Here is a 25,631-nt window from a genome sequence, read left to right on the forward strand (position 1 = left end):
CGAGACAAGCCTCGTGCCCAAGTCTTCTATAAGATATAATACCTGTCGTCTCCTCCACGCAGCATTCAAAGCAGCACTATGGCCGAGTTACCGCATACCGGGACAGAAGGCGCCGCCGGCGAATTCTTCATCCTGGGCCTCACAAGCAATGGCAGGCAGTTCCGCCCCAGCGACTGGGCGGAGCGCCTGTGCGGCGTCATGTCCTGCTTCCGTCCCGAAGGCAGCGGCGGGCGTAACGCCCATCTGCAGTTCTCCCCTTATGTCCACCCGACCGTGGTGAACGGCGTCAAGGCTGTCGTTGTCGACAATAAGCTGAAGAAAGCCGAACCGCTGGCCTATCACTTCGTGGTTAATTTCGCTAAAGACAACGACCTGCAAGTGGTCGATGCCTGCTTCGTCGAATTGCCGGGCGACCAAAAGACCTGAGTTCCTTGAAGCGTTTGAGCTAGATCAAACGCTTTCTACCTTCCAGCATTAGGTTAAGTCCAGGTGGGACGCATTGTGCGTGCACGTAGGGTAGGCCCCGAGCCCGCGCGTGAGCTGCTCAACATTCCGCGTGGGCACAGGGCGCCCACCCTACAACCCCGTACGTGTCGATTGCGTTCATGCCTTTCCCAAGCAATGACCAGGCAGGGACCACCATGAACATCAGCGACATCTGCACCATCCAGACCATCAGCTGCGGCCGCGACGAAACCGTGCAGGGCGCGGCGCTGCTGATGCGCAAGCACCACGTGGGCGACCTGGTCGTGGTCGACGGCGACGACGGCCAGGCCATCCCGGTCGGCATCGTCACCGACCGCGACATCGTCGTCTCGGTGGTCGCGCTCGGCCTCGATCCGGCCAGCCTGCAGGTCGGCGACATCATGACCGACGACCTGCTGACCTGCGGCGAGGAAGACGACGTCTACCAGACCATCGAGCACATGCGCCTGCGCGGCATCCGCCGGGTACCGGTGGTGAACCGCAACGGCGGCCTGGCCGGCATCGTCAGCGCCGACGATTTGCTCGAATTCCTGGCCGAGGAGATGGGCGACCTGTCGCGCATCAGCGGCAGCCAGCAAGCACACGAGAAGAGGGCGCGTCACTAGAGCGCCTGATAACACCCACATGGCGGCGTTGCGCCGTCTCGCCGTACTAGCGTACTGTCTTCGACGGCGCGCCTTGCCCTGTGGATGTTCTCAGGCGCTCTAAAATCAGAGCCGGACAGGCTGTCCCGCCGCTCCGCACCAGATTAGTGCGCAGCGGCATCATCCCGTGCAACCATCTGTTACCATCGCCGCTTGGCGCCGCACAGGCGGTGCATGCTACTGACGGGATGACATGAATTCGACGAGCTACCAGCGCGGCCTGCCCGCGCACCTGATCGCGGGCGCCTTTGCCGCGTGCACTTTCCTCGCCGCCGGCACCGTCCTGGGCGCGCCCAAGGCAACCTTACCAAAAGGCGTCACCCTCGGCGCCTCGGTCGAAGGCATCACCGAATACCGGCTGGCGAACGGCTTGAAGGTACTGCTGTTCCCGGACAACTCGCGTCCCACCGTCACCGTCAACGTCACTTACCTGGTCGGCTCGCGCCACGAGAATTATGGCGAGACCGGCATGGCGCACCTGCTCGAACACCTGCTGTTCAAGGGCGCGAAAAGGAACCCCGACATCACGCGCCAGTTCGCCGACCGCGGCATGGATTTCAACGGCACCACCTCGCTCGACCGCACCAATTACTACGAAGTATTCCAGGCCTCGCCGGCAAACCTGGACTGGGCGCTGCAGATGGAAGCGGACCGCATGACCGGTTCCTTCATCGCCCAAAAGGACCTCGACTCCGAGATGACGGTGGTGCGCAACGAGTTCGAAAGCGGCGAGAATTCGCCCTCGGGCGTGCTGGTAAAACGCATGCAGAGCATCGCCTACGACTGGCACAGCTATGGCCGCTCGACGATCGGCAACCGCAGCGACATCGAGAACGTCAGGATCGCCAACCTGCAGGCGTTTTATCGCACCTGGTACCAGCCCGACAATGCGGTGCTGCTGGTGGCCGGCAAATTCGAACCGAATGCCACGCTGGCGAAGATCGCGCGCCAGTTCGGCGCCATCCCGAAACCGGCGCGCACGCTGCCCGCATTCTGGACGGTCGAGCCGACCCAGGATGGCGAGCGCAGCTTCGCGGTGCGGCGCCAGGGCGACGTCCAGATCGTCATGCTCGGCTACAAGGTGCCGTCCAGCCTGCACGACGACAGCGACGTGATGGCCTTTGCCTCGGCGATCCTGGGCGACGTGCCGACCGGGCGCCTGCACAAGCAGTTGGTCGAAACCGGCAAGGCGAGCCAGGTGTTCACCTTCGGCGAAACCGGCTATGCGCCCGGCCTGCAGTACATCGGCGCGGTGGTCAAGAAGGGCGAGCCGCTCGAGCCGGTACGCGCGGCGCTGACCGAGGCGGTCGAGACCTTCGGCGACAAGCCGCCGACGAACGACGAGATGGCGCGCATCCGCCGCATGTACGAAAACGAGATGGAGCGCAGCCTGAACGATCCGCAGCGCGTCGGCGTGGCGCTGTCGGAGACGATCGCCTTGGGCGACTGGCGCCTGTTCTTCACCGGCCGCGAGCGCATCAAGACCATCACGCCGGACGAGGTGGCGGGCGTGGCGAAACGCTACTTCCGGCGCGACAACCGCGTCACCGGTACTTTCCTGCCCGACGACGCGCCGCAGCGCGCCGTGATCCCGCCGGCGCCGAGCGTCGAGAGCATCCTCAAAGAATTCAAGCCGCAAGCCTCGACCCTGGTCGCCGAAGACTTCGAGCCGACCCAGGACAACATCATGAAGCGCACCCAGCTCGTCACCAAAGGCGGCGTGAAGCTGGCGCTGCTGCCGAAGAAGAACCGCGGCGAAGCGGTGACGGTGAACCTGCGCCAGCACATTGGCGACGAGCAGAATTTGTTCGGCAAGGGCGCCGTGCCCGGACTGACCGGCGCCATGCTGATGCGCGGCACCAGCCGCTACACGCGCGAACAGCTGGCCGACGAATTCGACCGCCTCAAAATCGCCGGCGGCCTGACCCATTTCCAGACCACGCGCGAGCACTTGCCGGAAGCCCTGCGCCTGGTTGCGCACGTGCTCAAGGAGCCGGCCTTCCCGGCAGCCGAATTCGAGCAATTGCGGCGCCAGGCGCTGGTCAGCCTGGAAGCGAGCCGCGCCGAGCCGCAGGCGCTGGCCGCGCGTGCGCTGGCGCGCCATTTCGACCTGTACCCGAAGGGCGACGTGCGCCACGCGAACAGTTTCGACGAAGACCTGGCCGAACTGAACGCGGCGCGCCTCGAGGACCTGCGCGCCTTCCACCGCGAGTTCTACGGCAGCGTGCCGGCCGAGATGGCGATCGTCGGCGACTTCGATGCGGCCGCCATCGCGCCGCTGGTGGACGAATTGTTCGGCGCCTGGCGTGCACCGGCCAACGTGGCGCCGGTGCTGCGCCGCCACGCCGACATCGCCCCCTTGAAGACCACGCTCGACACGCCGGACAAGGAAAACGGCTTTTATACCGCGCGCCTGAACCTCGACCTGAACATCGACGACCCGGACTATCCGGCCCTGATGCTGGCCAATTACATCTTCGGCGAGGGCGGCCTGCGCTCGCGCCTGATGGACCGCATCCGCCAGAAGGATGGCCTGTCGTATGGCGGCGGCTCGCAGCTGGACGCCGGCGACCTCGACCGCGCCGGCACCTTCGGCATCAGCGCCATCGCCGCGCCACAGAACCTGGGGCGGCTCGACGCCGCCATTCGCGCCGAACTGGCGCGCGCGGTGAAGGATGGCTTTACCGCGCTTGAGCTGGCCGGCGCCAAATCGGGCCTGATGCAGCAGCGCCAGCAGACGCGCGCCGAGGACGGTGCCGTCGCCGCCGGCTGGACCGCCTACCTGTACCGCGACCGCACCTACGACTGGTCGCGCCAGTTCGAAGCGAAGCTGATGGCCGTCACGCTGGCGCAGCTGAACGCCGCTTTCCGCAAGGCGATCGACCCGGCGCAGCTGTCGGTGGTGATGGCGGGCGACCAGAGCAAGGTAAAGTCCGCGCCATGAACTGCACCTCTTGGTGAATCCACACCGGGACGTTAGAATGTTGCTCTTTGGAATTATCCAGCAACAAGCGTCGGTGATGAGGTAGGAGCAGTTCATGAAGGGCAAGAAAGTGCAGGAGCAGCAGATTCCGGCCGGCGTGTCGTTCGCCGGCAAGGTCGTGCTGGTGACGGGCGCCGCCAGCGGCATCGGCCGCGCGGTGGCGCTCGCCTTTGGCCGGGCCGGCGCCGCGGTGGTGGTGGCCGACGTCGCCGTCGATGGCGGCCATTCGACCGCGGCGATGATCGTCGAGGGCGGCGGCAAGGCGCTGTTCGTGGCGACCGACGTCACGCAGGGGAGTGAGGTGGCGGCGATGGTCGACAAGACCGTCCAGCGCTACGGCCGCCTCGACTGCGCCGTCAACAGCGCCGGGCTGTTCGAGGAGGGCAGCACGCTGGCCGAACTCGACGAGGCGGTCTACGACCGCGTCATGGACGTCAACGTCAAGGGCGCCTGGCTGTCGATGAAATACCAGCTGCGCCAGATGGGCCAGCAGGGCAGCGGCGCGATCGTCAACCTGTCGTCGGCCTTTGGCGCGGTCGGCGCGCCGGGGCAGGGCGTCTACGCCGCCAGCAAGCACGCGCTGGCCGGACTGACCAAGAGCGCGGCGCTCGAGCACGCCAGGGACGGTATCCGCGTCAACGCGGTGTGCGCGGGCGCGGTGCGCACGCCGATGCTGGCGCGTGCGGTCGGGCGCGAGCCGGCGCTGGAAAAGAAGCTGCGCGCGGCGCATCCGATGGGGCGTTTCGCCGAGCCGGCCGAGATCGCGCATGCGGTGTTGTGGCTGTGCTCGGAGCAGGCGTCGTTCGTGACCGGGCATGAGTTGTCGGTCGATGGTGGGTTTACCGCGATCTGATACTCGCCGCGTCCTGGTCCGTTGAACACCGTAGGGTGGGCGGGTCCCCCGCCCACGCGGTGATCGTTAGCAGCAAGATCATCCGGCACGAGAGCGGAGCCGCCAACGATCACCGCGTGGGCGGCGCATACGGTATTACGACGCAACGTTGCGGGTGGAGCCGCCCACCCTACGAGTTTGTGAAAAAAACGCCATGGCGGCGTTGCATCGTCTCGCCGTACCCTCGTACTGTCTTCGACGATGCGCCGGGCGGCCGTATCCCTTGCCCTGACGATTTTTTCACAAACTCTACGGGTATGCCAGAGACAGCGCGGCTTCACTTCGGCCGCGGCGCCTTCAACTTCGCCGCCGGCGGCACCACGCGGCCGGCGCGGATGTCCTGCACGGTCTGCGCCACGGCCCGCGCCACGTTGCGCACTTCTTCCTGGACGTCGGTATCGCGGTCGAGCGTCTCGTGGCTGTCGGCGTAGGATTCGTAGTAGCCGATGAAGCGGTCGAGCGCACCGAAGCTGCCCGAGTCCACCAGTCCCATCCAGTTCAGCCAGTCCGACAGCGAGCGGCGCGTGCCTTCGATGCCGGCGACGTCGCCGTGCACGACCACGCCAAAGGCGCGGCCCGCCAGGTGCTTCGGATAATCCCAGCCGGCCAGTTCCATCTCCTTGGCCATCATCGCGTCCTTGCCCTGGGTCGAGCTGGGATCGGGGTTGCCGCCGTCGGCGCAGACCAGGCGGTCGATCATCAGTTTCAGGGTGGAGGGCGTCTGGTACCAGTAGACCGGGGTCAGGATGATGACGCCGTGCGCGGCCACCCAGCGTTCGTAGATCTCGTTCATCCAGTCGCCGGTCTGGCGCTCGGCGTGGTTCGGATAGCAGCTGCACGGCCAGTGGCACAGCGGCATCGCGGTCGAGGCGCAGGCTTTGCAGGGGTGGATGTGGCGGTCGTAGTCGGAGGTCAGGCGCGACAGGTCGAGCAGGTCGGCCTCGACGCCGCATGTGGCCAGCGTGTCGCGCGCGATCTTGGTCAGGCGCCAGGACTTCGACATCTCGCCGGGGCAGCTGCCGTCGTTGCGGGCGGAGGCGTTGATGAGCAGGATGCGGCTGGGCGTATCGGGCTTCTTCTGGTGGATTTCGGCGGCGAGGAGACGGTCGCGCGCGGCCTTCCATTCGATCGACAGGTCGTAGTCGGGATCGGCGAAGCCGACGCCCGCCTTGAGCGTGCGCGGCGCCTTGCGCTTGTCCTGGTAGGCCTGCCAGGCGACTTCCTCGACGGCGGCCAGTTCGTTCGACACTTCCTGGTAGGCCGGGTCGAAAAAGCCGTCCATGAATTTGCGGCGGAACTCGTCGCGCTCCAGCCGTGGTGGCGCCTGCCCCGTGCGAACCGTTGTCATATGCATCCCTTCATGATGAAGGCCGATTATCGGCAATGCCCATCGGTGGCGATGTGCGCTGGCGTACGGTCGCGGAAATAAAAAAAGCGGGCGGCGCCAATGGCGTTCGCCCGCTTTTCAGTACCGGTAGAAGCTTACTTCACTGGCGCCGGTGCCACGGTCGTCGTCGACGCCGTGGTCGCCGTTGCAGTGGCGCCGGTTGGCTGGCGCAGGGTCATGACCCAGACGCGCGCCACATCCGACAGGCCGCCGCCGGCCTTGACGCTTTCGAAGGTCTTGATCGCTTCGTCCTTCTGGCCGGCCTTGGCCTGGGCCGCGCCGAGGCGCAGCTTGGCTTCGTCCGGCTGCTTCAGGCCGCCCTTGGCGATCCCTTGCTGGATGAAGCCGATGCCCTTGTCGTGCTGGCCCATCGTCGAGTAGGCCCAGCCGAGGTTGACCAGGCCGGCGCCGGTCTTCGCCTTGGCGGCCGAGGCTTCGCCGGCGGCGATGTTTTTCGCATCGTCGGCGGCGCCTTTCTCGGCGCGGGCGCGCAGGGCGTTGTGGGCCTTGGCATTGCCGCCCTTGCCCAGCACGCCTGCCGAGTAGCCGGCATCCAGCACGTTCTTCGCTTCGGTCGGGAAGCCGTCGCGCAGGGCGGTTTCGGCCAGGTCGACGTAATCTTCCTCGCGCAGCGTCTTCATGGTGCCGAAGTAGAGGCGCAGCACCGGCAGGTAGTTGTCCTGGTTGAAGCCCGGCTTGCGGATCACGCCCACGCGAATCAGTTCGCCCCAGTATTCGTCGCTCGGGTAGTAGCTCACCAGCTTCTGGACGGCGCTCTCGTAGGCGGCCGTATCCTTGGTCTCGTGCGCGGCGCTCATGAACAGTTTCAGGTCTTCCTGCGACGGGGTCTTGCCGGCCTTTTCGGTGTCGGCGATCAGCTGCTGCAGCTGGGTCTTGGCGCCGGCATAGTCCTTGTTCAGGTACTGGGAGCGGATCTGTAGCGGACGGGCCTCGGCCATGTTGCCGCCCAGCGATTCAAAACGCTTGAGCTGTTCGTTGGCGGCGGCGTAGTTCTTGGCGTTGTACTGGATGTTGGCGATGGCCAGCACCAGCTTGGCCTGGTTTTCCTTCGACTCGAAGCCCGAATTGACGACTTCTTCGGCCGAGGTCAGGATGGCCTGCTCGTTGTTGGTCATCGAGGCATGCGCCATCTTGATCCGGTTCAGGATGTAGTTCTCGTACGGCGTCTTGTTTGGAATCGCATCGGCCTGGGCGATGCGGGTCTGCAGTTCGGCCGCATTCTTGGCGGCGATCAGCTGCTGGATGGCGTTCGAGTCGAGCAGCTTGAACAGCTCCGGACGCACCGTGTTGGCCGGCGCGGCTGCTGCGGGCGCTGCCTGCTTCTGGGCGTGGGCGCTCGTCATCAGGGCAGGCGCGGTGTTCAGGCCGACGGCAGCCAGCAGCAGGCACAGGCGAGCAAGGCGGAAATGGGACATGAGTGATCCTTCTAAAAAGATGAGCGGAGAAAAACAAGAAATGCGATCCGCGGCAAGATGGCGTTTTTGCCAAGCTTGAGCAAACGGGCATTGTCCCATAATTGGTGCCCGGACGGCGGCACCCTGCGCCGCAATTGTGCCGCAGGAAGGGCGCTGCCGGGGCCGGCGTTACATTGCGTTACCGTGTTTCAAACACGATAAGGCAAGCCACGCCGGCGCTCCTTCAGAAACCCGGCACCGGGCACTGGCCGCTCGCTTCGATCTCGCCCGCCAGCCAGGCATTGACGGCGGCCAGGGCGGGGGCGGCGAAGCCATAGGTCATCAGGGCCGGCGCGTCGAAGTCGAGCGCCTGGTAGGGGTTCCACAGCGCCAGGTGCAGGTCGGGATGCCAGCTTGCGCGCAGGGCCGGGTCGTAGCGGCGGCGCGAGGTCGAGGCCAGGATCGTGAAGCGGCCATCCTGCGGCAGCGCGCGCCAGTCGAAGCCGGCGGGGTCGGCAAAGGTGACCAGCTCGACCTCGAACAGTTGCGCCAGCGAGGCGGCGATGGCAGCCGCCGGCACACCGGCTTCCGAGACGCCGTCGCTGACCACGTCCTGGCGCGCCACCAGCCGGATGCGGGCGCCGGGCGCGGGACGGCGCACGGCGCCGCGGCTGCTCAGGCCGCGCTGCCAGGCGCGCGCCATCAGGGCGCGGTCGGCGTCGTCGGTGGAGTAGATCGGCGCTTCATCCGGACCAGGCGCGGCACCAGGCGCGGCATCGGTCATGACCTCGCAACTGGCCGCAGCGGTAACGCCCGCCGCCGCGATGCCCGCCGCCGGACGCGCTGTGCCGCCGGCTGGATACGCCGCCGCCAGCTTGTCCAGCCGCGCCAGGCGTGCCTCCACTTCGGCCAGCGGCAATTCGCCCGACTCGATCGCGGCGGCGATCGCGGCAACCGTCTCCTCCTGGTTTTCGCGCGAACCGATCGCCATCACCATGTCGGCGCCCGCAACCAGCGCACGCACGGCGGCCTGGCCGACGCCGTAGCGGTGCGCGATCGCGTGCATGTCCATGCCGTCGGTAATGACCACGCCCTGGTAATTCCACTGTTCGCGCAGGATGCCGCTCAGGATGGTGCGCGACATCGTCGCCGGATAGTCGGCGTCGAGCGCGGGGTAGACGATGTGGGCGGTCATCATCGCCGGTGCAGGGTGTCCACCCCGGGTTCCCTGGGCCGCCATGCGGAAGGGCGCGAACTCGAAGCGTTCCAGTTCCGCCAGCGGCTTGTCGACGGTCGGCAGCGCCCGGTGCGAGTCGACGTGGGTGTCGCCATGGCCGGGGAAGTGCTTCACGCAGCAGGCCACGCCCTCAAGCTCGCTGCCTGCCATCCAGGCCAGGGCAATGCGCGTGGCCGTGTCGGGATCGGCGCCGAAAGAGCGCTCGGCGATCACGGGATTGTGCGGGTTGTTGTTCAGGTCCAGCACCGGCGCGAAGTTCCAGTTGAAACCGAGCGAGCGCACCGCGCGCGCCACGGCGGCGCCAACCTCGCGCGCCAGCTCGGGATCGTTGGCCGCGCCCAGCGCCATCGCCGACGGCGGCGCGGGCACCCAGGTCGAACGCACCACGGCGCCGCCTTCCTGGTCGAGCGCGATCAGGGCTTGCGGCCCCATGACGTCGCGCAGGCCGGCGGTAAGACGTGTCAGCTGCGCCGCATCCGTCATGTTCTGGCGGAACAGGCAGGCGCCGCGTACGCGGTTATTTTTCAGGAAAGCGGCGGTGTCTTCGTCCAGTTCGGTGCCGAACAGGCGCACCATGATCAGCTGTCCGGCGAGTTGTCTCAGGTCGTCCATGGCGTTAATTCGTCTTCGTCACTTTGCTCAGGTGGCGCGGCCGGTCCGGATCGAGTCCGCGCGCTTTCGACAGTTTTGCTGCCATCACATAAAAGGCCTGGATCGCGACGATCGGGTCGAGGTCGGGCGTGGCCGCCACCGGCAGCGTCAGGTCGCGTTCGGCGACGTCTTCGGGCGCGGCCAGCAGCACGCGCGCACCGCGCCCGCGCATTTCGAGCGCCAATGCCACCAGGCCTGCCTGCGCCGGTCCGCGCGTGGCGAAGATCAGCAAGGGATAACCGTCTTCGATCAGCGCCATCGGGCCGTGCTTGATCTCGGCGCCGGAAAACGCTTCCGCCTGCAGGGCCGAGGTTTCCTTGAATTTCAGCGCCGCTTCCAGTGCAATCGGGAAGCTGATGCCGCGTCCGACCACCATGATGTTGCGCGCCGGTGCCAGCACCTCGATCGCGGCCGACCAGTCGACCCGGGAGGCGGCGCGCAGGTCGGCGGGCAGGGCGGCCAGGCCGGCCTTCAGTTCGGCATCGTCCTGCCATTCGGCCACCAGGCGCGCACCGGCGACCAGGCTCGTGATAAAACTCTTGGTGGCGGCCACGCTGTGCTCGTTACCCGCATGCAGGGGCATGGTCCAGGCAGCGCTCTGTGCCAGCGGCGATTCGGCGTCGTTCACCAGCGCCACCGTGGTGGCGCCGCCGTCGCGGAAGTACTGGATCGGTTCGACCACATCCGGGCTCTGGCCTGACTGCGAAATCGCGATCGCCAGCGTGCCCTGCGTGACCAGCGGCGATTTGTACAGCGTGATCAGCGACATCGGCAGCGAGGTCACCAGCCGCCCCATGCGCGACATGATCAGGTAGGCGACATAGCCGGACGCGTGGTCCGAGCTGCCGCGCGCGACGGTGACGGCACTGGTGAAACTGGCCGCGCGCAGTGTGCGTCCCAGTTCCGCATAGCGCTCGCCGTCCTGCGACAGTTGCAGGGCGACGCAATCGCCCGCGGACATGGCTTCCTGCAGCATGAGCGAAGTCGTCGATTCGGTCACAGCGCTTCTCCTTCAATATAGACGGCTTTGATGTTCAGGTCGCGGTCGAGCACGACGAAGTCGGCATGGCAGCCGGGCGCCAGGCGCCCGCGCCGGGTTTCGCCGAGGTAGTCGGCGGCATTGGTCGATACGCGGTGCGAGGCCTCTTCGATCGACAGCCCGATCTTGACCAGGTTGCGCAGCGCGCCATCCATCGTCAGCGTGGAGCCGGCCAGGGTGCCATCAAGCAGGCGCACGCCGCCCATGCATTTATGGACGACCTGGCGCCCGAGCATGTATTCGCCGTCCGGCATGCCGGCGGCCGCCGTCGAATCGGTCACGCAGAACAGATGCGGGATCGAACGCAGCGCCACCTTGATCGCGCCCGGATGCACGTGCAGCAGGTCGGGAATGATCTCGGCGTACTGCGCATGCGCCAGCGCGGCGCCGACCATGCCCGGTTCGCGGTGGTGCAGGCCGGGCATCGCATTGAACAGGTGGGTAAAGCCGGCGGCGCCGTGTTCGAGCGCGGCCACGCCATCCTCGTACGAGCCACTGGTATGGCCGATCTGCACGCGGATGCCTTCTTCGGCGAGCGTGCGCACCAGTTCCAGGTGGCCGTGGATCTCGGGCGCGACCGTGATCACGCGCAGCGGCGCCAAGCGCTCGTAGGCCTCGACTTCGGCCAGCGTGGCTTCCTTGGCAAAGGGCGGCTGCGCGCCCAGTTTGGCGGCGTTGATGTACGGCCCCTCCAGGTGCACGCCGAGGATGCGCGCTTCGTGCTTGCCGCGCTCCCTGCAGGCGGCGCCGATGGCGCCCAGCGCGCGCTCGATGTCCTCGGGCGGCGCGGTCATGGTGGTGGCCAGCAGGCTGGTGGTGCCGTGGCGCGCGTGCAGGGCGGCGATCGCGTGCGGCGCATCGCCGCCTTCCATCATGTCGCGCCCGGCGCCGCCGTGCACGTGCAGGTCGATGAAGCCGGGCAGGATGTAGTCGTCGGCGTTGGTGGCGGGATCGACCTTGTCGCCCTCGATGGTGTCGACCGTGGCGCCGAAGCGCAGCGTGCCGTGGACCCAGCCGCCGGGGGTGAGGATATTGCCGTTCATCCGTGCTGCTCCAGGTGGCGTTCGATCATGAAGAGGGCGCCGCGCGCGGAGTCGCCCTGGGCCGGCAGGCAGCGCGCCCGCGTTTCCGGCGGCAGGTAAGCCAGCAGCACCTCGCCCAGGCCGCCGCACAGGGCCAGCGGCAGGCGGCGGCTGCGGTCGAGGGCTTCGGCGATCTGCGCCACTTCCTGGCCGGCGTGTTCCAGGATCGCGCGCGCGACCGGGTCGGCGTCGGCGTGCATGACGACGAAGCGCGCCAGGCCGGCATAGGCCGTCTGGTTGGCGCGTCCCAGCCAGATCTGCACCGCGTCGCGGCTGCCGCCGCAGGCGGCGATCACGTCGCGCGCCAGCGCGCCGCCGGCCACGCGGCCGTCGAGCACCTGCTCGATATGGTTCAGCGCGCGCAAGCCCATCCAGGCGCCGCTGGCCTCGTCGCCGGCCGGGAAGCCCCAGCCGCCGACTTCGACCTTGCTGCCGTCCGCCAGCATCGCTTCGCCGACGCTGCCGGTGCCGATCGCCACGATCGCGCCCGGCTTGCCGCCGTGCGCGCCCATCAGGGTGCTGAAGCCGTCGGTATCGAGCACCAGCGCTGCAAAGCCGGGATCGGCGGCGACGAATTGCGCCGCCCAGTCCTTGTTGTGCACGCCGGCCAGGCCGAGGCCGATCGCCATCGAGGACAGGGGCGGGGAGCCGACGTCGGCCACCGCGCAGGCTTCGCCGATGGCGCCGAGGATGGTGGTCCAGGCATTGGCGATACCGTGGGAAAGGCCGGAGGGACCGCCGGATGCTTGCGCCAGTTCGACGCCGTTGGGGTCGGTCAGGCGCACGCGGGTGCCGGTGCCGCCGCCATCGACGCCGATGAGATATTCGATCATGGGGAAATGAGTGCCGGGGAGGTCAGGGCACTATAGGGAGGCGGGTTGAGCTTGTCAACAGGTATTTAATTGGTATTGTATTTCATGTGCGCTGGCCATTGGGACTGGGCGTCGGCGGTCCTGCCGTCCTATGAAACGGCAAGGCTGGCGCTGGTATGCAAAGTGGTATTGCTGAGCTGCGAAACACGATGTCGCAAATATTGGCGCCGGCCCTGCATCCAACAATTTTGTAACTAACCAACAGACGGTGGCCGCCAAGGCAAACCCATGCCAGCAGGCGATGCCGGCGGAGGCTAGCCCTGCCGGCATGGCGGGCACCGGGTCAGGCGCCGCGTACGAAGCGGCAGTAGGCGGCGCCTGCGCCTTCGCTGCGCAGGGCGCTGTTGTGCCCGGCTTTTTCCAGCAGCAGCCACTGCTTGTCCTGGCGCGGGATGGCGTCGAACACCTTCTTGCCCAGCTTGGGCGGCGTCATGGTGTCCTGGCCGGCGGTGATCACCAGCGCCGGTGACTGGAAGCGTGCGGCCGCGCTGCGGTTGTCGACCTGGCGCAGCGACGCGTCCATCTCGATGCGCACGAAGGGCCAGGCATACCACGGGATGTTCGACGACACCAGGTCTTCGGCGCTGGTGGCAGTGGTTTCCAGCACCGTCGCCAGCACCGGCCGCGCCGCGGCGACGTGGGCGGCCATGAAGCCGCCGAGCGACTGGCCGTGCACGATCACGCGGCCCGGGTAGCGCGCGTTCACCGCGTCGAAGATGGCCAGCGCATCGGCCTGCATGTTGGCGACCGTGGGCGTGCCGCTGCTGCGTCCGTAGCCGCGGTAGTCGAACACCGCGACATTGGTGCCGCAGGCGCCCAACACGGGCAGCAATGCGTCGCCGTGCTGGTCGAGGTGGAACATGTTGCCGCCAAAGTAGAGGATGGTGCTGCGGGCACCCGGCTGTTCGAACAGCACGCCGTTGAGCATCGCGCCGTCCTGCCCCGCGACCGCCAGGTCGGTGGCGGCGCTGGCCAGGCGCTGTTCGATGACGCTGCCAGCCGCATCGGGCCGGATGAAATGGCGCTCGGTCACGCGCACCTGGGCGCATCCCGCCACCAGACACCCCATCGCTACTGCCAGCAGCGGAATTCGCATCATGCCTCCTGATATACTGATTGTTATGGAATAAAAAATTAACGTAAAACGATAATAAATTAATGTTTAACGATAAGTCAATACGGCGTCACATCCGCCTTGTGCGTTTTCTGTCGGTCCTGCTGGCCTTGCTGCAGCTTGCCTACTTCCTGCTGTCCTGGATATTCCCCGAGCCGGTCCAGGTCGGACCGGTGACCATGAATTTTTATCCGCGCGGAATGGAGACAAATGCGGTCGCCGGCCTGGCGCCAGATTTGCGCTGGGCCGGCGCCCTGTGCGCGCTGCCTGCCTTGCTGCTGCTCGGCTACGCGCTGCTGCGCCTGGACCGCATGCTGGGAGCCTGCGCCGGCGGCCGCATGTTCGCGCTGCGCACCGTCGGCCACATGAAAGCCTTTGCCGCTGCGCTGCTGGGCACGCTGGTGCTGACCGTGATCGAGCCGGCGCTGCGCGTCTTTCTCTGGCGCCATGTCCTGGGCGGCGGCGTGCAGGGCGTGCAGGTCGGGGTCTCGTCGGAAGAACTGATGCTGGTGTTGATCTGCGCCCTGTTCTTCGTGGTCGCGTCGATGATGCACGAGGCACGCCGGATCGCCGAAGACAACGAGGGCTTCGTCTGATGGCCATCGTGATCGAACTCGACGTCCTGCTGGCCCAGCGCAAGGTGAAATCGAAGGAGCTGGCCGCCTATGTCGGCATCACCGAGCAGAACCTGAGCCTGCTGAAGTCGGGCAAGGTAAAAGGCGTGCGCTTTGCGACGCTGGAAAAAATCTGCGAGCGGCTCGATTGCCAGCCGGGAGACATCCTCCGTTACGTGCCGGGCGAGCCTTTCGCCGACGATGGTCCGGACATGTAGGGCGGGCATCGGAATTATTTGCAAAAGAGCAAAAATAAACGATACTTGGTGTATGAGTTCGCTATTCAAATTGTCCAAGCACCGGATGGACCCCTTGATCGACGGGGTATTCGCCGTTGCGCTGACCATCCTGGCGCTGGAAATCAAGGTGCCCGAACTCGAGCACCCCGGCAGTGCGAGCGAACTGATCCACGCATTGATGCACCATGGCTCCGTCGTCGGCGCCTATTTCGTCAGTTTTGCATTGCTTGGACTGTTCTGGATCTGGCATCACCGGCTCTCGGACAAGGTCAGCGAGATCGATGGCGCCTTGCTCGGTTGCAGTCTCGCCTTCCTGTCGCTGGTCTGCCTGTTTCCGTTTGCCTCGGCCGTGTTCGGCCGCTACATGTTCCTCGGGAATACGGCCGCGCTGCTGGTGTATTTGCCCTTGCTGGGACTGATCCTGATCTCGCAAACCCTGTATTTCTTGCTGGCCATGCGCCGCGGGCTGATCCGCGCCGACGTGGCGCCGGCCGAAGTGCGCGGCGCGCACCGCCGCAACCTGATCGCGCTGGCCTTGTTTTCGATCTCGTGCATTCCCGCCGCATCCTTGCTGGGAATCGTCGCGCCGATCGCCTGCGGCCTGTTCGGTGCGCTGCTGCTGTGGGCTGCGCGTGCGGCGCGCTTGCGCCAGCCAGTTGTGCGTGAAACAGCCGACCAGGCTTGAAGGCTGCAGCGGGCAGCGCCGGAGCTCGCTCACAATTCCGATATAGTGTCGAAAGGGCATCGGCGCCGCCGGCTGTCCGCGCACCTCGTTCCACTGACAAATCTATTTCATGAAGACCCGCACTCCTTGGTACCCCGGTTGGAACATCGTTGCAGCCGCCACCCTGTTGACCATGCTCACCGTCGGCATGCGCCTCGGCATCGGCCCCTTCTTCCTGCCGATGGCCGAAGACCTGGGTTTCAGCCGCAGCCTGCTGGCCTCGATCATCGGCGTCGGCATGCTGTGCTACGGCCTGGCGATGCCGCTGGCCGGCTACCTGGTCGGGCGCCTCGGCACGCGTTTCGTGCTCCTGCTCGGCACGGCGATCGTGTTCCTGTCGACGGCGTGGACGGTGACGGCGCGCACGCCGGTCTCCTTCCTGCTTGCCTTCGGCGTGCTGATGTCCTTCGGCCTCGGCTTCACCAGCCCGGTGGCGCTGACGCCGGTCATCAGCCGCTGGTTCACGCGCCAGCGCGGCATGGCGCTGTTCTTCCTCTCGACCGGGTCGATGGCCGGCATGGCGGTGCTCACGCCCGTGCTCGCCTTGGCCATCGCCCGCGTTGGCTGGCAGCAGACCTTGCTGGGTTTCGCCGTCATCTTTGCCGTGGTCACCATCCCGGCCGCACTGTTCATCATCCGCGACGACGCGCCGGCCGGCACCGACCTGTTGCCGGCGGCGGCCGGCAGCATGCCGCAAACGGCGCCGCCAGCCCAGGCCAGCCTCGGCTTCGCCGCCGCCGTGCGTACCGCGCCGTTCCTGAAAATCGTGTTCGGCCTGTTCGCCTGCGGCTTCAGCATGAACCTGCTGGGCACCCACGGCGTACCGATGTTGATGGACCATGGCTTCGACGCCATGACCAGTTCCTACGGCATCGGCCTGATCGGCCTGGTGGCGATTCTCGGCACGCTGGTGCTGGGCCGGCTGTCCGACCGCACGGCGCGCCGCAACATCCTCGGCGCCATTTATTTCGTGCGTGGACTGGGCTTTTTCGCGCTGCTCATGGTCGGCACCCACTGGGAGTTGTACATCGCCGCCGCCATCGGTGGCCTGGTCTGGGCGGGCAGCATCGCCACTTCCTCGGCCATGCTGGCCGATATCTACGGCGTGCGCCTGGTCGGCCTCATGTACGGCACCGCCTACCTCGGCCACCAGGTCGGCGCCATGCTCAGTTCCTGGCTCGGCGGCTGGGCCTTCGAGCGCTTCGGCACGCACTGGGTCGCGTTCGGTACGGCGGGCTTGCTGTTGCTGGCGGCGGCCGCGGTGTCGATGCGGCTGCCCTTGAAGGGATTTACGCTGATGGGGCCGGCCCTGGCGGTGAAGGGCTGATTCGATTCAACCAAAGGAATCGATGAAAGCACGCGCTCCTTTGCGGACCGCGTGCTTTTTTATTGCTGCTTGCTCGTGTCGCGAACGACGTCCATTTAGTTCGGCAAGTACGACTGACGCCCCGCATGCGCTCAGCTTGCACGGCAGGTTACAAGTTCGAGGTGACCACGACCCGCACGCCAGCGATGAAGATTCTCAGCAGCACACTTGTGTACCACGCAGCCGCCGTCATGCGCAGCGGTGTCTACCTGGTCGCCATCCTACTGGTGTGCTGGAACTACTGGATCAACCGCTATTTCGGCATGCCCGACATCGACCAGATCAGCTACCACCTGCAGTTCGGCGCCGAGGGACTGGGCGCGTCCGATCCGGCCGTGGTGCGGCGCTTCGTGCGCTGGTGCGTCGTGGCGCCGCTGCTGCTGCTCGTGTGCGTGCTGCTGGCGGAACGCTGGGTCCTTGCACGCGGCAAGTGGCTGTCGGCGCGCCTGCGCGCCACGCTGCCGGCCGCGGCGCTGGTTGCGGCCATCGCCCTCTGGCTGTCGCAGCTGTCGCTCATGGAATTCGTTGCCGCGAATGCCGGCCCCGATTACTTCGGCCAGCATTACGTGCCGCCCGCCCGGGTAGCAGTGCAGGGCGTCAACCCGAAAAACCTGATCCTGATCTACGTCGAGAGCCTGGAGGCGGGCTACAGCGATCGCGCGGTCTTTGGCGACGACCTGATCGCGCCCCTGACCGAGCTCGCTGCCGGCAGTCTCAACGCCAGCCATTTCGCCCAGTTCGAGCAGGTGCCCGGCACCGGCTGGACGATCGCCGCCATGGTGGCGACCCAGTGCGGCGTGCCGCTCAAGCGCATCACCGTGTTCGACGAAACCACGCAAGGCGACGTGGTGCAGGCCTTCCTGCCGAACGCCGTCTGCCTGAGCGATATCCTGGCCCGCCACGGCTACCGCAACGTGTTCATGGGCGGGGCTTCGCCGACGTTCGCGGGGAAGGGGAAGTTTTTACGCGCCCACCACTACCACGAGGTGTTGGGACGGGAGGATTGGCAGCGCGACGGCGTGCCGGAAAACGCCATGAACGGTTGGGGTTTGTATGACGAAGACCTGTTCAGCCGTGCGCGCGTGCGCCTCGGCGAACTGCATGCGGCAGGCGAGCCTTTCAACCTGACGCTGCTGACGGTCGACAGCCACGAACCCTTCGGCCACCTCTCGCGCAGCTGTGCGCGCCGCGGCCATGCCGGCTTCGAGGGCGTGATCCGCTGCAGCGCCAGCGACATCGCCGCCTTCGTCGAGCATGTCGCCGCGCGCGGCTATCTGCTGGACACGAATATCGTGATCCTGGGCGACCACCTGGCGCGCCGCAATCCACTGACCCACAAGCTCGCGCGCCTGCCGGAACGCTCGCTGTTCAACGCCTTTATCGGCGCGGCGGTGCCGGCCAGGAACCGCGCGCAGCTGGTGCACTTCGACTTCCTGCCCACGATTCTCGAATTCAGCGGCTTCACGGTCGAGGGCGGGCGCCTCGGCCTCGGTTACAGCGCGTTCAACCAGCACGCCGCCCAGCCGGGACCGCAGCGCCTGCGCGAGCTGCGCGCGTCGGTCATGAACCGCTCCGACAGCTATCGGGCGCTGTGGATCGCGCCCCGACCGCCATGAACCTGGAGACCGCTCAGTCGCGCCGGCGCTGCCCGCCACGCTCGACCTGCACCAGCTCTTCGCGCCGTCCGCCGGCTTCCTCGCGCACCTGGTTCACCGCCGCGCTGCCGGGACCGCGCACGGCGATGTCGGTCTGGCGTACGGTCAGGCGGCGCGCGTGCAGCGTGCCGGCACCGCTGAGCTCGGCGCTGATGCGCTCGGCGCGGCCGTCGAGTTCGACATTGCCGGGGCCGCGCATCTTGAGCTGCACGCGCTTGCCGTCGATGCTGGCGCTGAGGTCGCCCGAACCGTGCAGCGAGGCGTCGAGGGTGTCGGTGACGCGCGCCAGCGATACGTCGCCGGGGCCGCCGCTGTCGATGGTGGCGCTTTTCACGCTCAAGCCACCGCCATCGAGTTCGCCCGAACCGCTCAGGTTGGCGCGCAGTTCGTCGGCGCTGCCGGCGAGGGTCGCGCTGCCGGGGCCGCTCATGCGCAGCATGGCACGGCCGGCCTGCAAGCCGCGGACCTCGAGATCGCCGGAACCGCTCACTTCAGCCTCGAACTGGCGGATGGCGCCGGCGACGCAGGCATTGCCCGGTCCGCTCTGGCGGCTGTTGACTTGTTCAACCTGCAGGTCGCAGGCGTCGAGGTCGCCCGAACCGTTCATCTCGACGCGCAGGTCGCGCGCGCTGCCGCGCAGCCTGGCGCTGCCCGGGCCGCTGACCTGGGCCACGGCGCGCGCCAGGCGCAGTTCCAGCGCTTCCAGGTCGCCTGAGCCGCTCAGGCGCGCCGTCAGTTCGTTCCCGACACTTCCCAGGCGCACGTCGCCGGGACCGGACATCGACAGTGCGACATTGTTCGCCTTTACCTGGCGCAGGTCGACGTCGCCGCTGCCGCTGCTGTTCACCTCGAACAGTTTGGCGTCGCCACGGGCACGGATGTCGCCCGGGCCGTGCGCGGTCAGCGCGAAGCGCTCGCCCCTGACCGCGTCCAGCTCGACGTCGCCGCTGCCGCTGTTGGTCAGGCTTTTCAGGCCGGTGACGCCGATGCGCACGACGGTCTCGGGCTGGTCGCGCTTGCCGAAGTGGAAATTCCAGCCCGAACGCGAACGCTGGCGTACGACCAGCGTGCCGTTGCGCACTTCGGTCTCGATCTCGGCCAGCTGTTTCGGGTCGCCCGACAGTTCCAGGCGCGGCGCGCCTTCGGTCACGACGACGCGAAACGGTCCCGCCAGTTCGATGGCATTGAAGGCGCCGACCGGGCGCTGGGTGGTGGTAGCGGCGCTGCTGCGGGGCTGCTCGGCCGCCACGCTCTGCATGCCGGAGACACCCGCGCAGAGGAAGAGGGCGGCGAGGGCGGTGTGCTTGATGTTCATGGGTTTCCTTTGTTGTTTTTGTATGGCTGGGAACAGGCACGATAGGCCAAAGCGAGGTGGTGCGTGCAGCCCAACCGATAGACGTGCAAAATCACGGTATGGACGATCGAAAACGGGCGCCGAACGGTGCCGCGTGCGTCCGCCAGACGAAAGGATTTCGCATGTCCACACTCACCATCCGCAAGATCGAGGTCGACCTGTCGCAGGGTTTCGGCCGCCACTGGAATGGCGGCGACGCCTACCGCACCCAGCTGTTCAACGCCTTGTCGATGAGTTTCCCGCTCGGCGAACAACTGTTCATCGACGCCGTGCGCGCCGTGCCGCAGGAATGCCTGACAGACCCGGCGCTGCGTGCGGAAGTAAAAGATTTCATCGGCCAGGAAGCGACCCACCGCCACATCCACGTGCAGTACAACAAGGAACTCGAGCGCCAGGGCTTGCCGTACACGCGCGAGGCTGCCACCCGCAAGCGCATGCGCCGCATCGACCGCATGAGCGTGCTGAGCCGGCTGGCGATCACCTGCGCGCTCGAGCATTACACGGCGATGCTGGCCGACGGCGTGCTGCGCCACCCGGAATGGCTGGAAGGCGCCGAGCCGCGCATGCGCACCGTCTGGTCCTGGCATGCGGTCGAGGAAACCGAACACAAGGGCGTTGCCTTCGACGCCTACCGGGCGGCAGGCGGGGGCTACTGGCGGCGCGTGCTCTGGTACGTGCACGTCAGCGTCATGTTTGCCTTCGAGACCTTTTTGCAGACCGCTTTCAACCTGCATCGCGACGGCCAACTGTTCAAGGCGCGTACCTGGGGCAATGCCTTGAAAATCTGGTTCGGCCGCAACGGACTGGCCTGGCACCTGCCGAAACCGGCACTGGAATATTTCTCGCCATCCTTCCACCCCTGGCAGCACGACAACCGCCAGCTGATCGCAGCGTGGCTCGAGCACAACAATACGGCGTGGCGGCCGGTGCGTCCGGCAAGCGTCTGAAAGGTCACCGCGCGGCGACGGCGCTGTCCTCGGCGGCCGCAAGTGTCATAATGCGCATGTCGAGTGAGGAGAAACAAGTGATTCGTTACATGGGCACGCGCAAGAACAGAGAGGGCGCTACCGTCTACGTGTTTATCGTGAATGGCCTCGAAAAAGAGGTCCGCGAAAATGCGCTCAAGCAGCATCCCGGCTGCTACGAGGCCTTGCCGGCATCGGCCAAGGCGAAAATCGCCGCCAACCGCAACTGGCTGTCGAAGCTGTGACCCAGGTGCGCCGCGCCGCCGCCAGCGTGCTGCTGGCGCTCGCGTGCTCGGCGGCGCAGGCGCTGCCCTCGACCTTCGGCCCCGTGATCGGCAGCGCGCTGCTGTGCCGCAGCCAGCTCGACAACGCCTTTTTTCATTCCTATATGACTGCTGCCTTCGGTCCCGCCGTCAAGCACGAGGGCGGGGCCTTCTGGTTCAAGGGCGACGCGACCCTGTGGGGCAAGCAGGTGCTCGAACTGATGGTCAGCGACGACACCGACCCGACGGTGTTCATTGCCGCGGTGATCGACAGCAAGCCGGAAGAACTGGAAGCGGCAATCCACGCGGCGGTGGGCGTGCGCCACAAAGCAGTTGATGCGTCGCAGACGCCGTTGCGGGTGTCGAATCCGGGCAGCGTCATCGCTTATCACAACGATAAATCCAAAATATACTGCGCGAGGTACAAACCCCTTCCGCCAGGTCCTTAGCTCCGCATGTACACCAATTATTTCAACCTGAAGCAGGCGCCGTTCTCGATCGCCCCCGACCCGCGCTACCTGTTCATGAGCGAGCGCCACCGCGAGGCGCTGGCGCACCTGCTGTACGGCATCAACAGCGGCGGCGGTTTCGTGCTGCTGACCGGGGAAATCGGCGCCGGCAAGACCACGGTCTGCCGCTGCTTCATCGAACAGGTGCCCGACAATTGCCGCCTGGCGTATATCTTCAACCCCAAGCTGACCGTGGGCGAACTGCTGCAATCGGTCTGCGAAGAGTTCCGCATCGCCGCGCCCGGCGGGGAAGGGGGCGTCAAGGGGTATGTCGATGCGATCAACGCGTATTTGCTGGAATCGCACGCGCAAGGGCGCAACAACGTGCTCGTCATCGACGAAGCCCAGAACCTGGCGCCGGACGTGCTGGAACAGCTGCGCCTGCTGACCAACCTGGAAACCAGCGAGCGCAAGCTGCTGCAGATCATCCTGATCGGCCAGCCCGAATTGCGCACCATGCTGGCGCGTCCGGAACTGGAGCAACTGGCGCAGCGCGTGATCGCGCGCTACCACCTGGGGCCGCTGAGCGAGCCCGAAACGGGCGCCTACATCGCGCATCGGATGGCGGTGGCCGGAAGCCAGGGCGCACCCGTGTTCCCGGCCGCGGTCGTGGCGCAGGTGCACCGCCTCACCGGTGGTGTGCCGCGCCGCATCAACCTGTTGTGCGACCGCGCGCTGCTCGGCGCCTACGTCGAAAACAGCCGCGAGGTGACGCGCACCATCCTGGCCAGGGCGGCCGAGGAAGTGTTTGCGGGAGACGCGGCGGCGCCAGCGCGTCCGGCACGCTGGCCGCTGGTGGCCGGCGCGCTGCTGGCCGGCGCCGCACTCAGCGCGGCTGCCGCCTGGCAGGTGCTGCCGCACCGCGCCGCGCCGGTGGAAGCGCCAGTGGTCGCGGCGAAGGGGACGATCGCACCCGCCGCGGCGCCGGCTACCGCCTTGCCGCGCGCCCACGCCGATGAAGCGTCGGCCTTGCGCGCCCTCGGCACGCTCTGGGGCGCCGCCTTGCCGGCCGGCGAACCTTGCCAGGTCGCGTTCCGGTTCGATTTGCGCTGCCATGCGGGCCGCGGCGGCATCTACGAATTGCGCCAGCTCGACCGCCCAGCCGTGATCACCCTGCGCGAGGGCCGTTCCACCAGCTATGCGGTGCTGGTCGGCATGGACGAACGCAGCGTGACCTTGCTGGGTAGCGGGAAGGATGCAGGAAAACGCGAACGGGTCGAGCTCGCCGCATTGGTGCCGCGCTTTACCGGCGAATACACGACCTTCTGGAAAATGCCGCGCGCCTTCCGCGACCACCTGGCGCCGGGCGACCAGGGCGCGGACGTCGACTGGCTGGCCGCGCGCCTGGCCCAGCTCGTCCGAGCCGCCGCGCCGCCGGCGCAGCAACCGTTCAATGCGCGCACCCAGGATTTGCTGCGCAGCTTCCAGGCGAAACAGAACCTGAAGGCGGACGGCGTCGCCGGACCGCGCACCTACATGCGCCTCAACCAGCTGAGCGGGGTCGCCGAGCCGCGCCTGCTCGCCGCCACCGGGACGGGACACTAAATGTCGTACATTCTCGAAGCACTCAAAAAAGCACAAGCCGAACGCCAGCTGGGCAATGCGCCCGATATCCATGCGCCGGCCCCGGTGCACGTGCCGGCCGCCGCCGCCACGGCCAGCCGCAAGCCACTGCTGATCGGCCTGGGGGCGGGCGCCGTCGCCGCGGCCCTGGTGATGGGGATCGTGTGGCGTTCCAACACGCCCGGAGGGGAGCCGGCGGTGCTGGCGCAGGCGAGTACGACGGCCGGCAACATGGCCATGCAAGGCGCTGCGCCGCCTGCGGCGCCGGCGCCGGCGCCAGCGGTGCCGTCGGTTGCTGTGGCGGATGCGCCTCCGGTTGTCGACACGCAGGTGGCGCCAAGTGCGCCACCGCGCGCCAGCCAGATGAACGGTGCGGCTGCCGTTACGCCGCAAGCTCCATCGCCGGTCGCCGCACCAGCCCCGCCGCCAGCTGCCGCGCGGCCTGCCGCACCCCCGGCATCGGCTGCGTCTGCAGCGCCGCGTATTCCGGTCGCATCCCCAGCGGCGCCCGCCGCGCGCGACGCAGCGCCCGAAGCGGTCTACCTGCCGGCGCCGGCACGCGCCCCCGAGCCGCCGGCGGCACCGGCACGCGCCGCAGATCCGGTCGCCGAAGAAACCCTGCGCACGCTGCAGCAATTGCCCGAAGCGATACAGCGCGAAGTGCCGAAGGTCGCCGTCGGCGGCTACATCTATTCGCCCAATCCCGCCGACCGGCTGCTGCTGATCGACAAGACGCTGCGCCGCGAAGGCGAAGAGGTGGCGCCCGGCCTGGTGCTGGAGCGCCTGATGCCGAAATACGCGGTGATGAATTACCGGGGTACCCGCTATCGTGTCGGTTACTGATCCCGTGTCTGCGCATGCTGTTGCCCGTACACCTGCCGTGCTGGCCGTGGTCGGCTGGTCGGGCAGCGGCAAGACGACCCTGCTCGAGTTTCTCGTTGGGAGCCTGGCGGCGCGTGGTCTGCGCGTCAACGTGGTCAAGCACAGCCACCACGACATCGAACTCGAGCCACCGCGCAAAGACAGCGCGCGCCTGCGCATGGCCGGCGCGGCCGAGGTCATGATCGCCTCGCCCTACCGCTACGCCATCCTGCGCGAACTGCGCGGGGCGGCGGAACCGCCCCTGGCCGAACAACTGGCGCGCCTGGCGCCGGCCGACCTGACCCTGGTCGAGGGCTACAAATGGGAGCCGCTGCCCAAGCTCGAGGTCTATCGCCCGGCGCTGGGACGCGCGCCGCTGTACCCCGACGATCCGCAGGTGGTGGCGGTGGCCTCCGACGGCCCGGCGCCGCCGGGCGTCCGCGCCGCCTGGCTCGACCTGAATGCGCCGGAGGACGTCTTGCGTTGGCTCAGCGCATGGTTGGATAAGCACGCCTAAAGTTTCCAGCGAAATAACCGTTAATGACGGATAACCCTCAACAGGAGACCGTCATGGACGTCACCAGCATCGCCAAGTTGTCCACTACTATTGCAGAGACCGGCCGGAAAGACGAAGTGGCAGTCACCATGCTGAAGAAGCAGCAGGACATGCAACAGGCGCACATGAGCCAGCTTCTCTCCGGCATCACCCCGCCCCAGCCGGCGCAGAACCTGCCGGCGCACCTGGGCAAGACGATCAATACCACGGCTTGAGCCTCGACGAACTGCAGCTTTTGTAGGGTGGAGTCCTGACTCCACGGGTGTACTGGTTAATCCTTGACGGCGCCGTTAGAAAGAACTCGTAGGGTGCGCTTTCGAGCGCACGCGGTACATCGTTTGCTTCGTCGTTACGCAGGCGCCGTACCGCGTGGACTCAGGAGTCCACCCTACGAATACCGGAAGAAATCGCCTGATCAGGCAAGGTCGTTCGCGACACCGCACAGGGCGTCCGAAGGAATAACGCGGCGCCAGGCCGGCGCCGCGGTGAACTCAATGGAAAGCGCGCAGGATGCGCTCTTCGCCGGTGATGCCGGCGCAATGCTCGGTCGCGAGGCGGGTCGCTTCCATCATGCGGCACAGTTGCGCGTCTTCGAAGCGCTCGAGCTCTTCGTTGGCGGCATTCAGGGCCATGGCCAGCTTGGCGCGCGCGTTCTGGTAGAGGACGCTCGTGTATTGATCGGTGTTTTTCAGCAATTCTTGCGCGTTCTCGATGACGAGGCGCAGGTCGCCGATCAGCCTTTCCTGCGTTTGCGGGTTTTCTTCCGGGGTTTCCATTGCCTTCACCCTTAAAAGACGGTTGGTCACGTCTTAAAATTAAAACAAGGACCACCGGTCGCGTTTGTCTGCGCGCAAACGTGCGCCGTAGAGGCCGGTAGTCCGCCTACTGCACGGAAATCCGCACGTCGCCCACGGTCACGGTCTGTCCGGTGCGAATCTTTGCGGTCTTGCGCAGTTCCTTCTTGCCATCGACCGACACCACACCGCTGGCTACCATGTTCTTGCCGGCGCCGCCGCTGTCGACCAGGCCGACCAGTTTCAGCAGCTGGTTGAGTTCGACGAACTCGGATGTCAGTTCGAAAGTTGTCTTTTGCATACTATCCTCAGGAAAAATTGCACGGCGCACGGTTGAGCTTGCCAAGGCGCAACCAAGGCAAACTC

The 25,631-nt window shown here is 66.7% G+C and carries 26 protein-coding genes; 16 read left to right on the plus strand and 10 right to left on the minus strand.

The window, feature by feature from the left end:
• The first annotated feature begins 78 nt into the window (after positions 1-78).
• The 4 genes from IFT60_RS18790 (at position 79) to IFT60_RS18805 (ending at position 4,966) form a co-directional block, all read left to right on the plus strand.
• A complete protein-coding gene (locus tag IFT60_RS18790) occupies positions 79-426 on the plus strand; it encodes a DUF3579 domain-containing protein (RefSeq protein WP_192054381.1) in 348 nt (115 codons plus the stop codon).
• A 215-nt stretch (positions 427-641) separates the two neighbouring features.
• Positions 642-1,091 carry a CBS domain-containing protein gene (locus IFT60_RS18795; RefSeq protein ID WP_192054383.1) on the plus strand — a complete coding sequence of 150 codons (450 nt, stop codon included), beginning with the start codon at positions 642-644 and terminating at the stop codon, positions 1,089-1,091.
• Between the two features lie 232 nt (positions 1,092-1,323).
• The gene (locus IFT60_RS18800; RefSeq protein ID WP_192054386.1) at positions 1,324-4,074 is read left to right on the plus strand and encodes a M16 family metallopeptidase; all 2,751 of its coding nucleotides are present in this window, start codon (positions 1,324-1,326) and stop codon (positions 4,072-4,074) included.
• A 94-nt stretch (positions 4,075-4,168) separates the two neighbouring features.
• The gene (locus tag IFT60_RS18805; protein WP_192054388.1) at positions 4,169-4,966 is read left to right on the plus strand and encodes a glucose 1-dehydrogenase; all 798 of its coding nucleotides are present in this window, start codon (positions 4,169-4,171) and stop codon (positions 4,964-4,966) included.
• Between the two features lie 316 nt (positions 4,967-5,282).
• On the opposite strand, the gene IFT60_RS18810 is transcribed toward IFT60_RS18805, so the two are convergent.
• The 7 genes from IFT60_RS18810 to IFT60_RS18840 all read right to left on the minus strand — a co-directional run bounded on the left by IFT60_RS18810 (position 5,283) and on the right by IFT60_RS18840 (position 13,787).
• On the minus strand, positions 5,283-6,353 hold the full coding sequence (locus tag IFT60_RS18810; RefSeq protein WP_192054390.1) for a flavodoxin family protein: 1,071 nt from the start codon (positions 6,351-6,353) through the stop codon (positions 5,283-5,285).
• 134 nt (positions 6,354-6,487) lie between these two features.
• Positions 6,488-7,828 (minus strand): tetratricopeptide repeat protein, encoded by a 1,341-nt coding sequence (locus IFT60_RS18815; RefSeq protein ID WP_192054392.1) that lies wholly within the window; start codon positions 7,826-7,828, stop codon positions 6,488-6,490.
• A gap of 223 nt (positions 7,829-8,051) precedes the next feature.
• The gene (nagZ, locus tag IFT60_RS18820) at positions 8,052-9,656 is read right to left on the minus strand and encodes a beta-N-acetylhexosaminidase (protein WP_192054394.1); all 1,605 of its coding nucleotides are present in this window, start codon (positions 9,654-9,656) and stop codon (positions 8,052-8,054) included.
• Positions 9,657-9,660: 4 nt separating this feature from the next.
• A complete protein-coding gene (locus IFT60_RS18825; protein WP_192054512.1) occupies positions 9,661-10,671 on the minus strand; it encodes an SIS domain-containing protein in 1,011 nt (336 codons plus the stop codon).
• Between the two features lie 20 nt (positions 10,672-10,691).
• Positions 10,692-11,777 carry an N-acetylglucosamine-6-phosphate deacetylase gene (gene nagA, locus IFT60_RS18830; protein ID WP_192054396.1) on the minus strand — a complete coding sequence of 362 codons (1,086 nt, stop codon included), beginning with the start codon at positions 11,775-11,777 and terminating at the stop codon, positions 10,692-10,694.
• Positions 11,774-12,649: a glucosamine kinase nucleotide-binding domain-containing protein gene (locus IFT60_RS18835; protein ID WP_192054398.1), complete on the minus strand. Its 876-nt coding sequence runs from the start codon at positions 12,647-12,649 to the stop codon at positions 11,774-11,776. The genes nagA and IFT60_RS18835 overlap by 4 nt, the downstream gene beginning before the upstream one ends.
• 322 nt (positions 12,650-12,971) lie before the next feature.
• Complete coding sequence (locus tag IFT60_RS18840) at positions 12,972-13,787, minus strand: alpha/beta hydrolase (protein WP_192088033.1); 816 nt, start codon at positions 13,785-13,787, stop codon at positions 12,972-12,974.
• A gap of 98 nt (positions 13,788-13,885) precedes the next feature.
• Here IFT60_RS18840 and IFT60_RS18845 point away from each other — a divergent pair, with 98 nt between their 5' ends.
• The 5 genes from IFT60_RS18845 (at position 13,886) to IFT60_RS18865 (ending at position 18,361) form a co-directional block, all read left to right on the plus strand.
• Positions 13,886-14,398 (plus strand): hypothetical protein, encoded by a 513-nt coding sequence (locus IFT60_RS18845; protein ID WP_192054402.1) that lies wholly within the window; start codon positions 13,886-13,888, stop codon positions 14,396-14,398.
• Positions 14,398-14,634: a helix-turn-helix domain-containing protein gene (locus IFT60_RS18850; RefSeq protein ID WP_192054404.1), complete on the plus strand. Its 237-nt coding sequence runs from the start codon at positions 14,398-14,400 to the stop codon at positions 14,632-14,634. Before IFT60_RS18845 ends, IFT60_RS18850 begins: the two co-directional genes overlap by 1 nt.
• A 52-nt stretch (positions 14,635-14,686) precedes the next feature.
• Positions 14,687-15,340, plus strand: a complete 654-nt coding sequence (locus IFT60_RS18855) for a TMEM175 family protein (RefSeq protein WP_192054406.1) — start codon at positions 14,687-14,689, stop codon at positions 15,338-15,340.
• 109 nt (positions 15,341-15,449) lie between these two features.
• Positions 15,450-16,706, plus strand: coding sequence for an MFS transporter (locus IFT60_RS18860; RefSeq protein WP_192054408.1), 1,257 nt, complete (start codon positions 15,450-15,452; stop codon positions 16,704-16,706).
• A 209-nt stretch (positions 16,707-16,915) separates the two neighbouring features.
• Complete coding sequence (locus tag IFT60_RS18865) at positions 16,916-18,361, plus strand: sulfatase-like hydrolase/transferase (RefSeq protein WP_192054410.1); 1,446 nt, start codon at positions 16,916-16,918, stop codon at positions 18,359-18,361.
• A 13-nt stretch (positions 18,362-18,374) separates the two neighbouring features.
• On the opposite strand, the gene IFT60_RS18870 is transcribed toward IFT60_RS18865, so the two are convergent.
• Positions 18,375-19,715: a head GIN domain-containing protein gene (locus IFT60_RS18870; protein ID WP_192054412.1), complete on the minus strand. Its 1,341-nt coding sequence runs from the start codon at positions 19,713-19,715 to the stop codon at positions 18,375-18,377.
• Between the two features lie 161 nt (positions 19,716-19,876).
• On the opposite strand from IFT60_RS18870, the gene IFT60_RS18875 reads away from it, so the two are divergent.
• From IFT60_RS18875 to IFT60_RS18905, 7 genes are all read left to right on the plus strand, one after another.
• On the plus strand, positions 19,877-20,701 hold the full coding sequence (locus tag IFT60_RS18875) for a metal-dependent hydrolase (RefSeq protein WP_192054414.1): 825 nt from the start codon (positions 19,877-19,879) through the stop codon (positions 20,699-20,701).
• A gap of 77 nt (positions 20,702-20,778) precedes the next feature.
• Positions 20,779-20,964, plus strand: a complete 186-nt coding sequence (locus IFT60_RS18880) for a hypothetical protein (RefSeq protein ID WP_192054416.1) — start codon at positions 20,779-20,781, stop codon at positions 20,962-20,964.
• Entirely contained in the window at positions 20,961-21,431 is a 471-nt protein-coding gene (locus tag IFT60_RS18885; RefSeq protein WP_374001170.1) for a hypothetical protein, read from the plus strand. Before IFT60_RS18880 ends, IFT60_RS18885 begins: the two co-directional genes overlap by 4 nt.
• 6 nt (positions 21,432-21,437) lie before the next feature.
• Positions 21,438-23,036, plus strand: coding sequence for an ExeA family protein (locus IFT60_RS18890; protein WP_192054418.1), 1,599 nt, complete (start codon positions 21,438-21,440; stop codon positions 23,034-23,036).
• Positions 23,037-23,897: a general secretion pathway protein GspB gene (locus tag IFT60_RS18895; protein WP_192054421.1), complete on the plus strand. Its 861-nt coding sequence runs from the start codon at positions 23,037-23,039 to the stop codon at positions 23,895-23,897. It begins immediately after the preceding gene.
• A gap of 4 nt (positions 23,898-23,901) precedes the next feature.
• Positions 23,902-24,432: a molybdopterin-guanine dinucleotide biosynthesis protein B gene (gene mobB / locus IFT60_RS18900; RefSeq protein WP_374001169.1), complete on the plus strand. Its 531-nt coding sequence runs from the start codon at positions 23,902-23,904 to the stop codon at positions 24,430-24,432.
• 53 nt (positions 24,433-24,485) lie between these two features.
• On the plus strand, positions 24,486-24,686 hold the full coding sequence (locus tag IFT60_RS18905) for a YjfB family protein (RefSeq protein ID WP_192054423.1): 201 nt from the start codon (positions 24,486-24,488) through the stop codon (positions 24,684-24,686).
• 276 nt (positions 24,687-24,962) lie between these two features.
• Here IFT60_RS18905 and IFT60_RS18910 read toward each other — a convergent pair whose 3' ends face one another.
• Positions 24,963-25,247, minus strand: coding sequence for a DUF883 domain-containing protein (locus IFT60_RS18910; protein ID WP_192054425.1), 285 nt, complete (start codon positions 25,245-25,247; stop codon positions 24,963-24,965).
• 106 nt (positions 25,248-25,353) lie between these two features.
• Positions 25,354-25,566: an RNA-binding S4 domain-containing protein gene (locus IFT60_RS18915; protein ID WP_192054427.1), complete on the minus strand. Its 213-nt coding sequence runs from the start codon at positions 25,564-25,566 to the stop codon at positions 25,354-25,356.
• Positions 25,567-25,631 lie beyond the last annotated feature (65 nt).

It is taken from the genome of Massilia sp. CFBP 13721, assembly GCF_014842025.1.
Taxonomy (GTDB): domain Bacteria; phylum Pseudomonadota; class Gammaproteobacteria; order Burkholderiales; family Burkholderiaceae_D; genus Telluria.

What these genes read in the sequence shown, in the direction of transcription:
- IFT60_RS18790 (WP_192054381.1), top strand. Translation starts at nt 79, where the DNA reads ATGGCCGAGTTACCGCATACCGGGACAGAAGGCGCCGCCGGCGAATTC.
- IFT60_RS18795 (WP_192054383.1), top strand. Translation starts at nt 642, where the DNA reads ATGAACATCAGCGACATCTGCACCATCCAGACCATCAGCTGCGGCCGC.
- IFT60_RS18800 (WP_192054386.1), top strand. Translation starts at nt 1,324, where the DNA reads ATGAATTCGACGAGCTACCAGCGCGGCCTGCCCGCGCACCTGATCGCG.
- IFT60_RS18805 (WP_192054388.1), top strand. Translation starts at nt 4,169, where the DNA reads ATGAAGGGCAAGAAAGTGCAGGAGCAGCAGATTCCGGCCGGCGTGTCG.
- IFT60_RS18810 (WP_192054390.1), bottom strand. Translation starts at nt 6,353, where the DNA reads ATGACAACGGTTCGCACGGGGCAGGCGCCACCACGGCTGGAGCGCGAC.
- IFT60_RS18815 (WP_192054392.1), bottom strand. Translation starts at nt 7,828, where the DNA reads ATGTCCCATTTCCGCCTTGCTCGCCTGTGCCTGCTGCTGGCTGCCGTC.
- nagZ (WP_192054394.1), bottom strand. Translation starts at nt 9,656, where the DNA reads ATGGACGACCTGAGACAACTCGCCGGACAGCTGATCATGGTGCGCCTG.
- IFT60_RS18825 (WP_192054512.1), bottom strand. Translation starts at nt 10,671, where the DNA reads ATGCTGCAGGAAGCCATGTCCGCGGGCGATTGCGTCGCCCTGCAACTG.
- nagA (WP_192054396.1), bottom strand. Translation starts at nt 11,777, where the DNA reads ATGAACGGCAATATCCTCACCCCCGGCGGCTGGGTCCACGGCACGCTG.
- IFT60_RS18835 (WP_192054398.1), bottom strand. Translation starts at nt 12,649, where the DNA reads ATGATCGAATATCTCATCGGCGTCGATGGCGGCGGCACCGGCACCCGC.
- IFT60_RS18840 (WP_192088033.1), bottom strand. Translation starts at nt 13,787, where the DNA reads ATGATGCGAATTCCGCTGCTGGCAGTAGCGATGGGGTGTCTGGTGGCG.
- IFT60_RS18850 (WP_192054404.1), top strand. Translation starts at nt 14,398, where the DNA reads ATGGCCATCGTGATCGAACTCGACGTCCTGCTGGCCCAGCGCAAGGTG.
- IFT60_RS18855 (WP_192054406.1), top strand. Translation starts at nt 14,687, where the DNA reads ATGAGTTCGCTATTCAAATTGTCCAAGCACCGGATGGACCCCTTGATC.
- IFT60_RS18860 (WP_192054408.1), top strand. Translation starts at nt 15,450, where the DNA reads ATGAAGACCCGCACTCCTTGGTACCCCGGTTGGAACATCGTTGCAGCC.
- IFT60_RS18870 (WP_192054412.1), bottom strand. Translation starts at nt 19,715, where the DNA reads ATGAACATCAAGCACACCGCCCTCGCCGCCCTCTTCCTCTGCGCGGGT.
- IFT60_RS18875 (WP_192054414.1), top strand. Translation starts at nt 19,877, where the DNA reads ATGTCCACACTCACCATCCGCAAGATCGAGGTCGACCTGTCGCAGGGT.
- IFT60_RS18890 (WP_192054418.1), top strand. Translation starts at nt 21,438, where the DNA reads ATGTACACCAATTATTTCAACCTGAAGCAGGCGCCGTTCTCGATCGCC.
- IFT60_RS18895 (WP_192054421.1), top strand. Translation starts at nt 23,037, where the DNA reads ATGTCGTACATTCTCGAAGCACTCAAAAAAGCACAAGCCGAACGCCAG.
- IFT60_RS18905 (WP_192054423.1), top strand. Translation starts at nt 24,486, where the DNA reads ATGGACGTCACCAGCATCGCCAAGTTGTCCACTACTATTGCAGAGACC.
- IFT60_RS18910 (WP_192054425.1), bottom strand. Translation starts at nt 25,247, where the DNA reads ATGGAAACCCCGGAAGAAAACCCGCAAACGCAGGAAAGGCTGATCGGC.
- IFT60_RS18915 (WP_192054427.1), bottom strand. Translation starts at nt 25,566, where the DNA reads ATGCAAAAGACAACTTTCGAACTGACATCCGAGTTCGTCGAACTCAAC.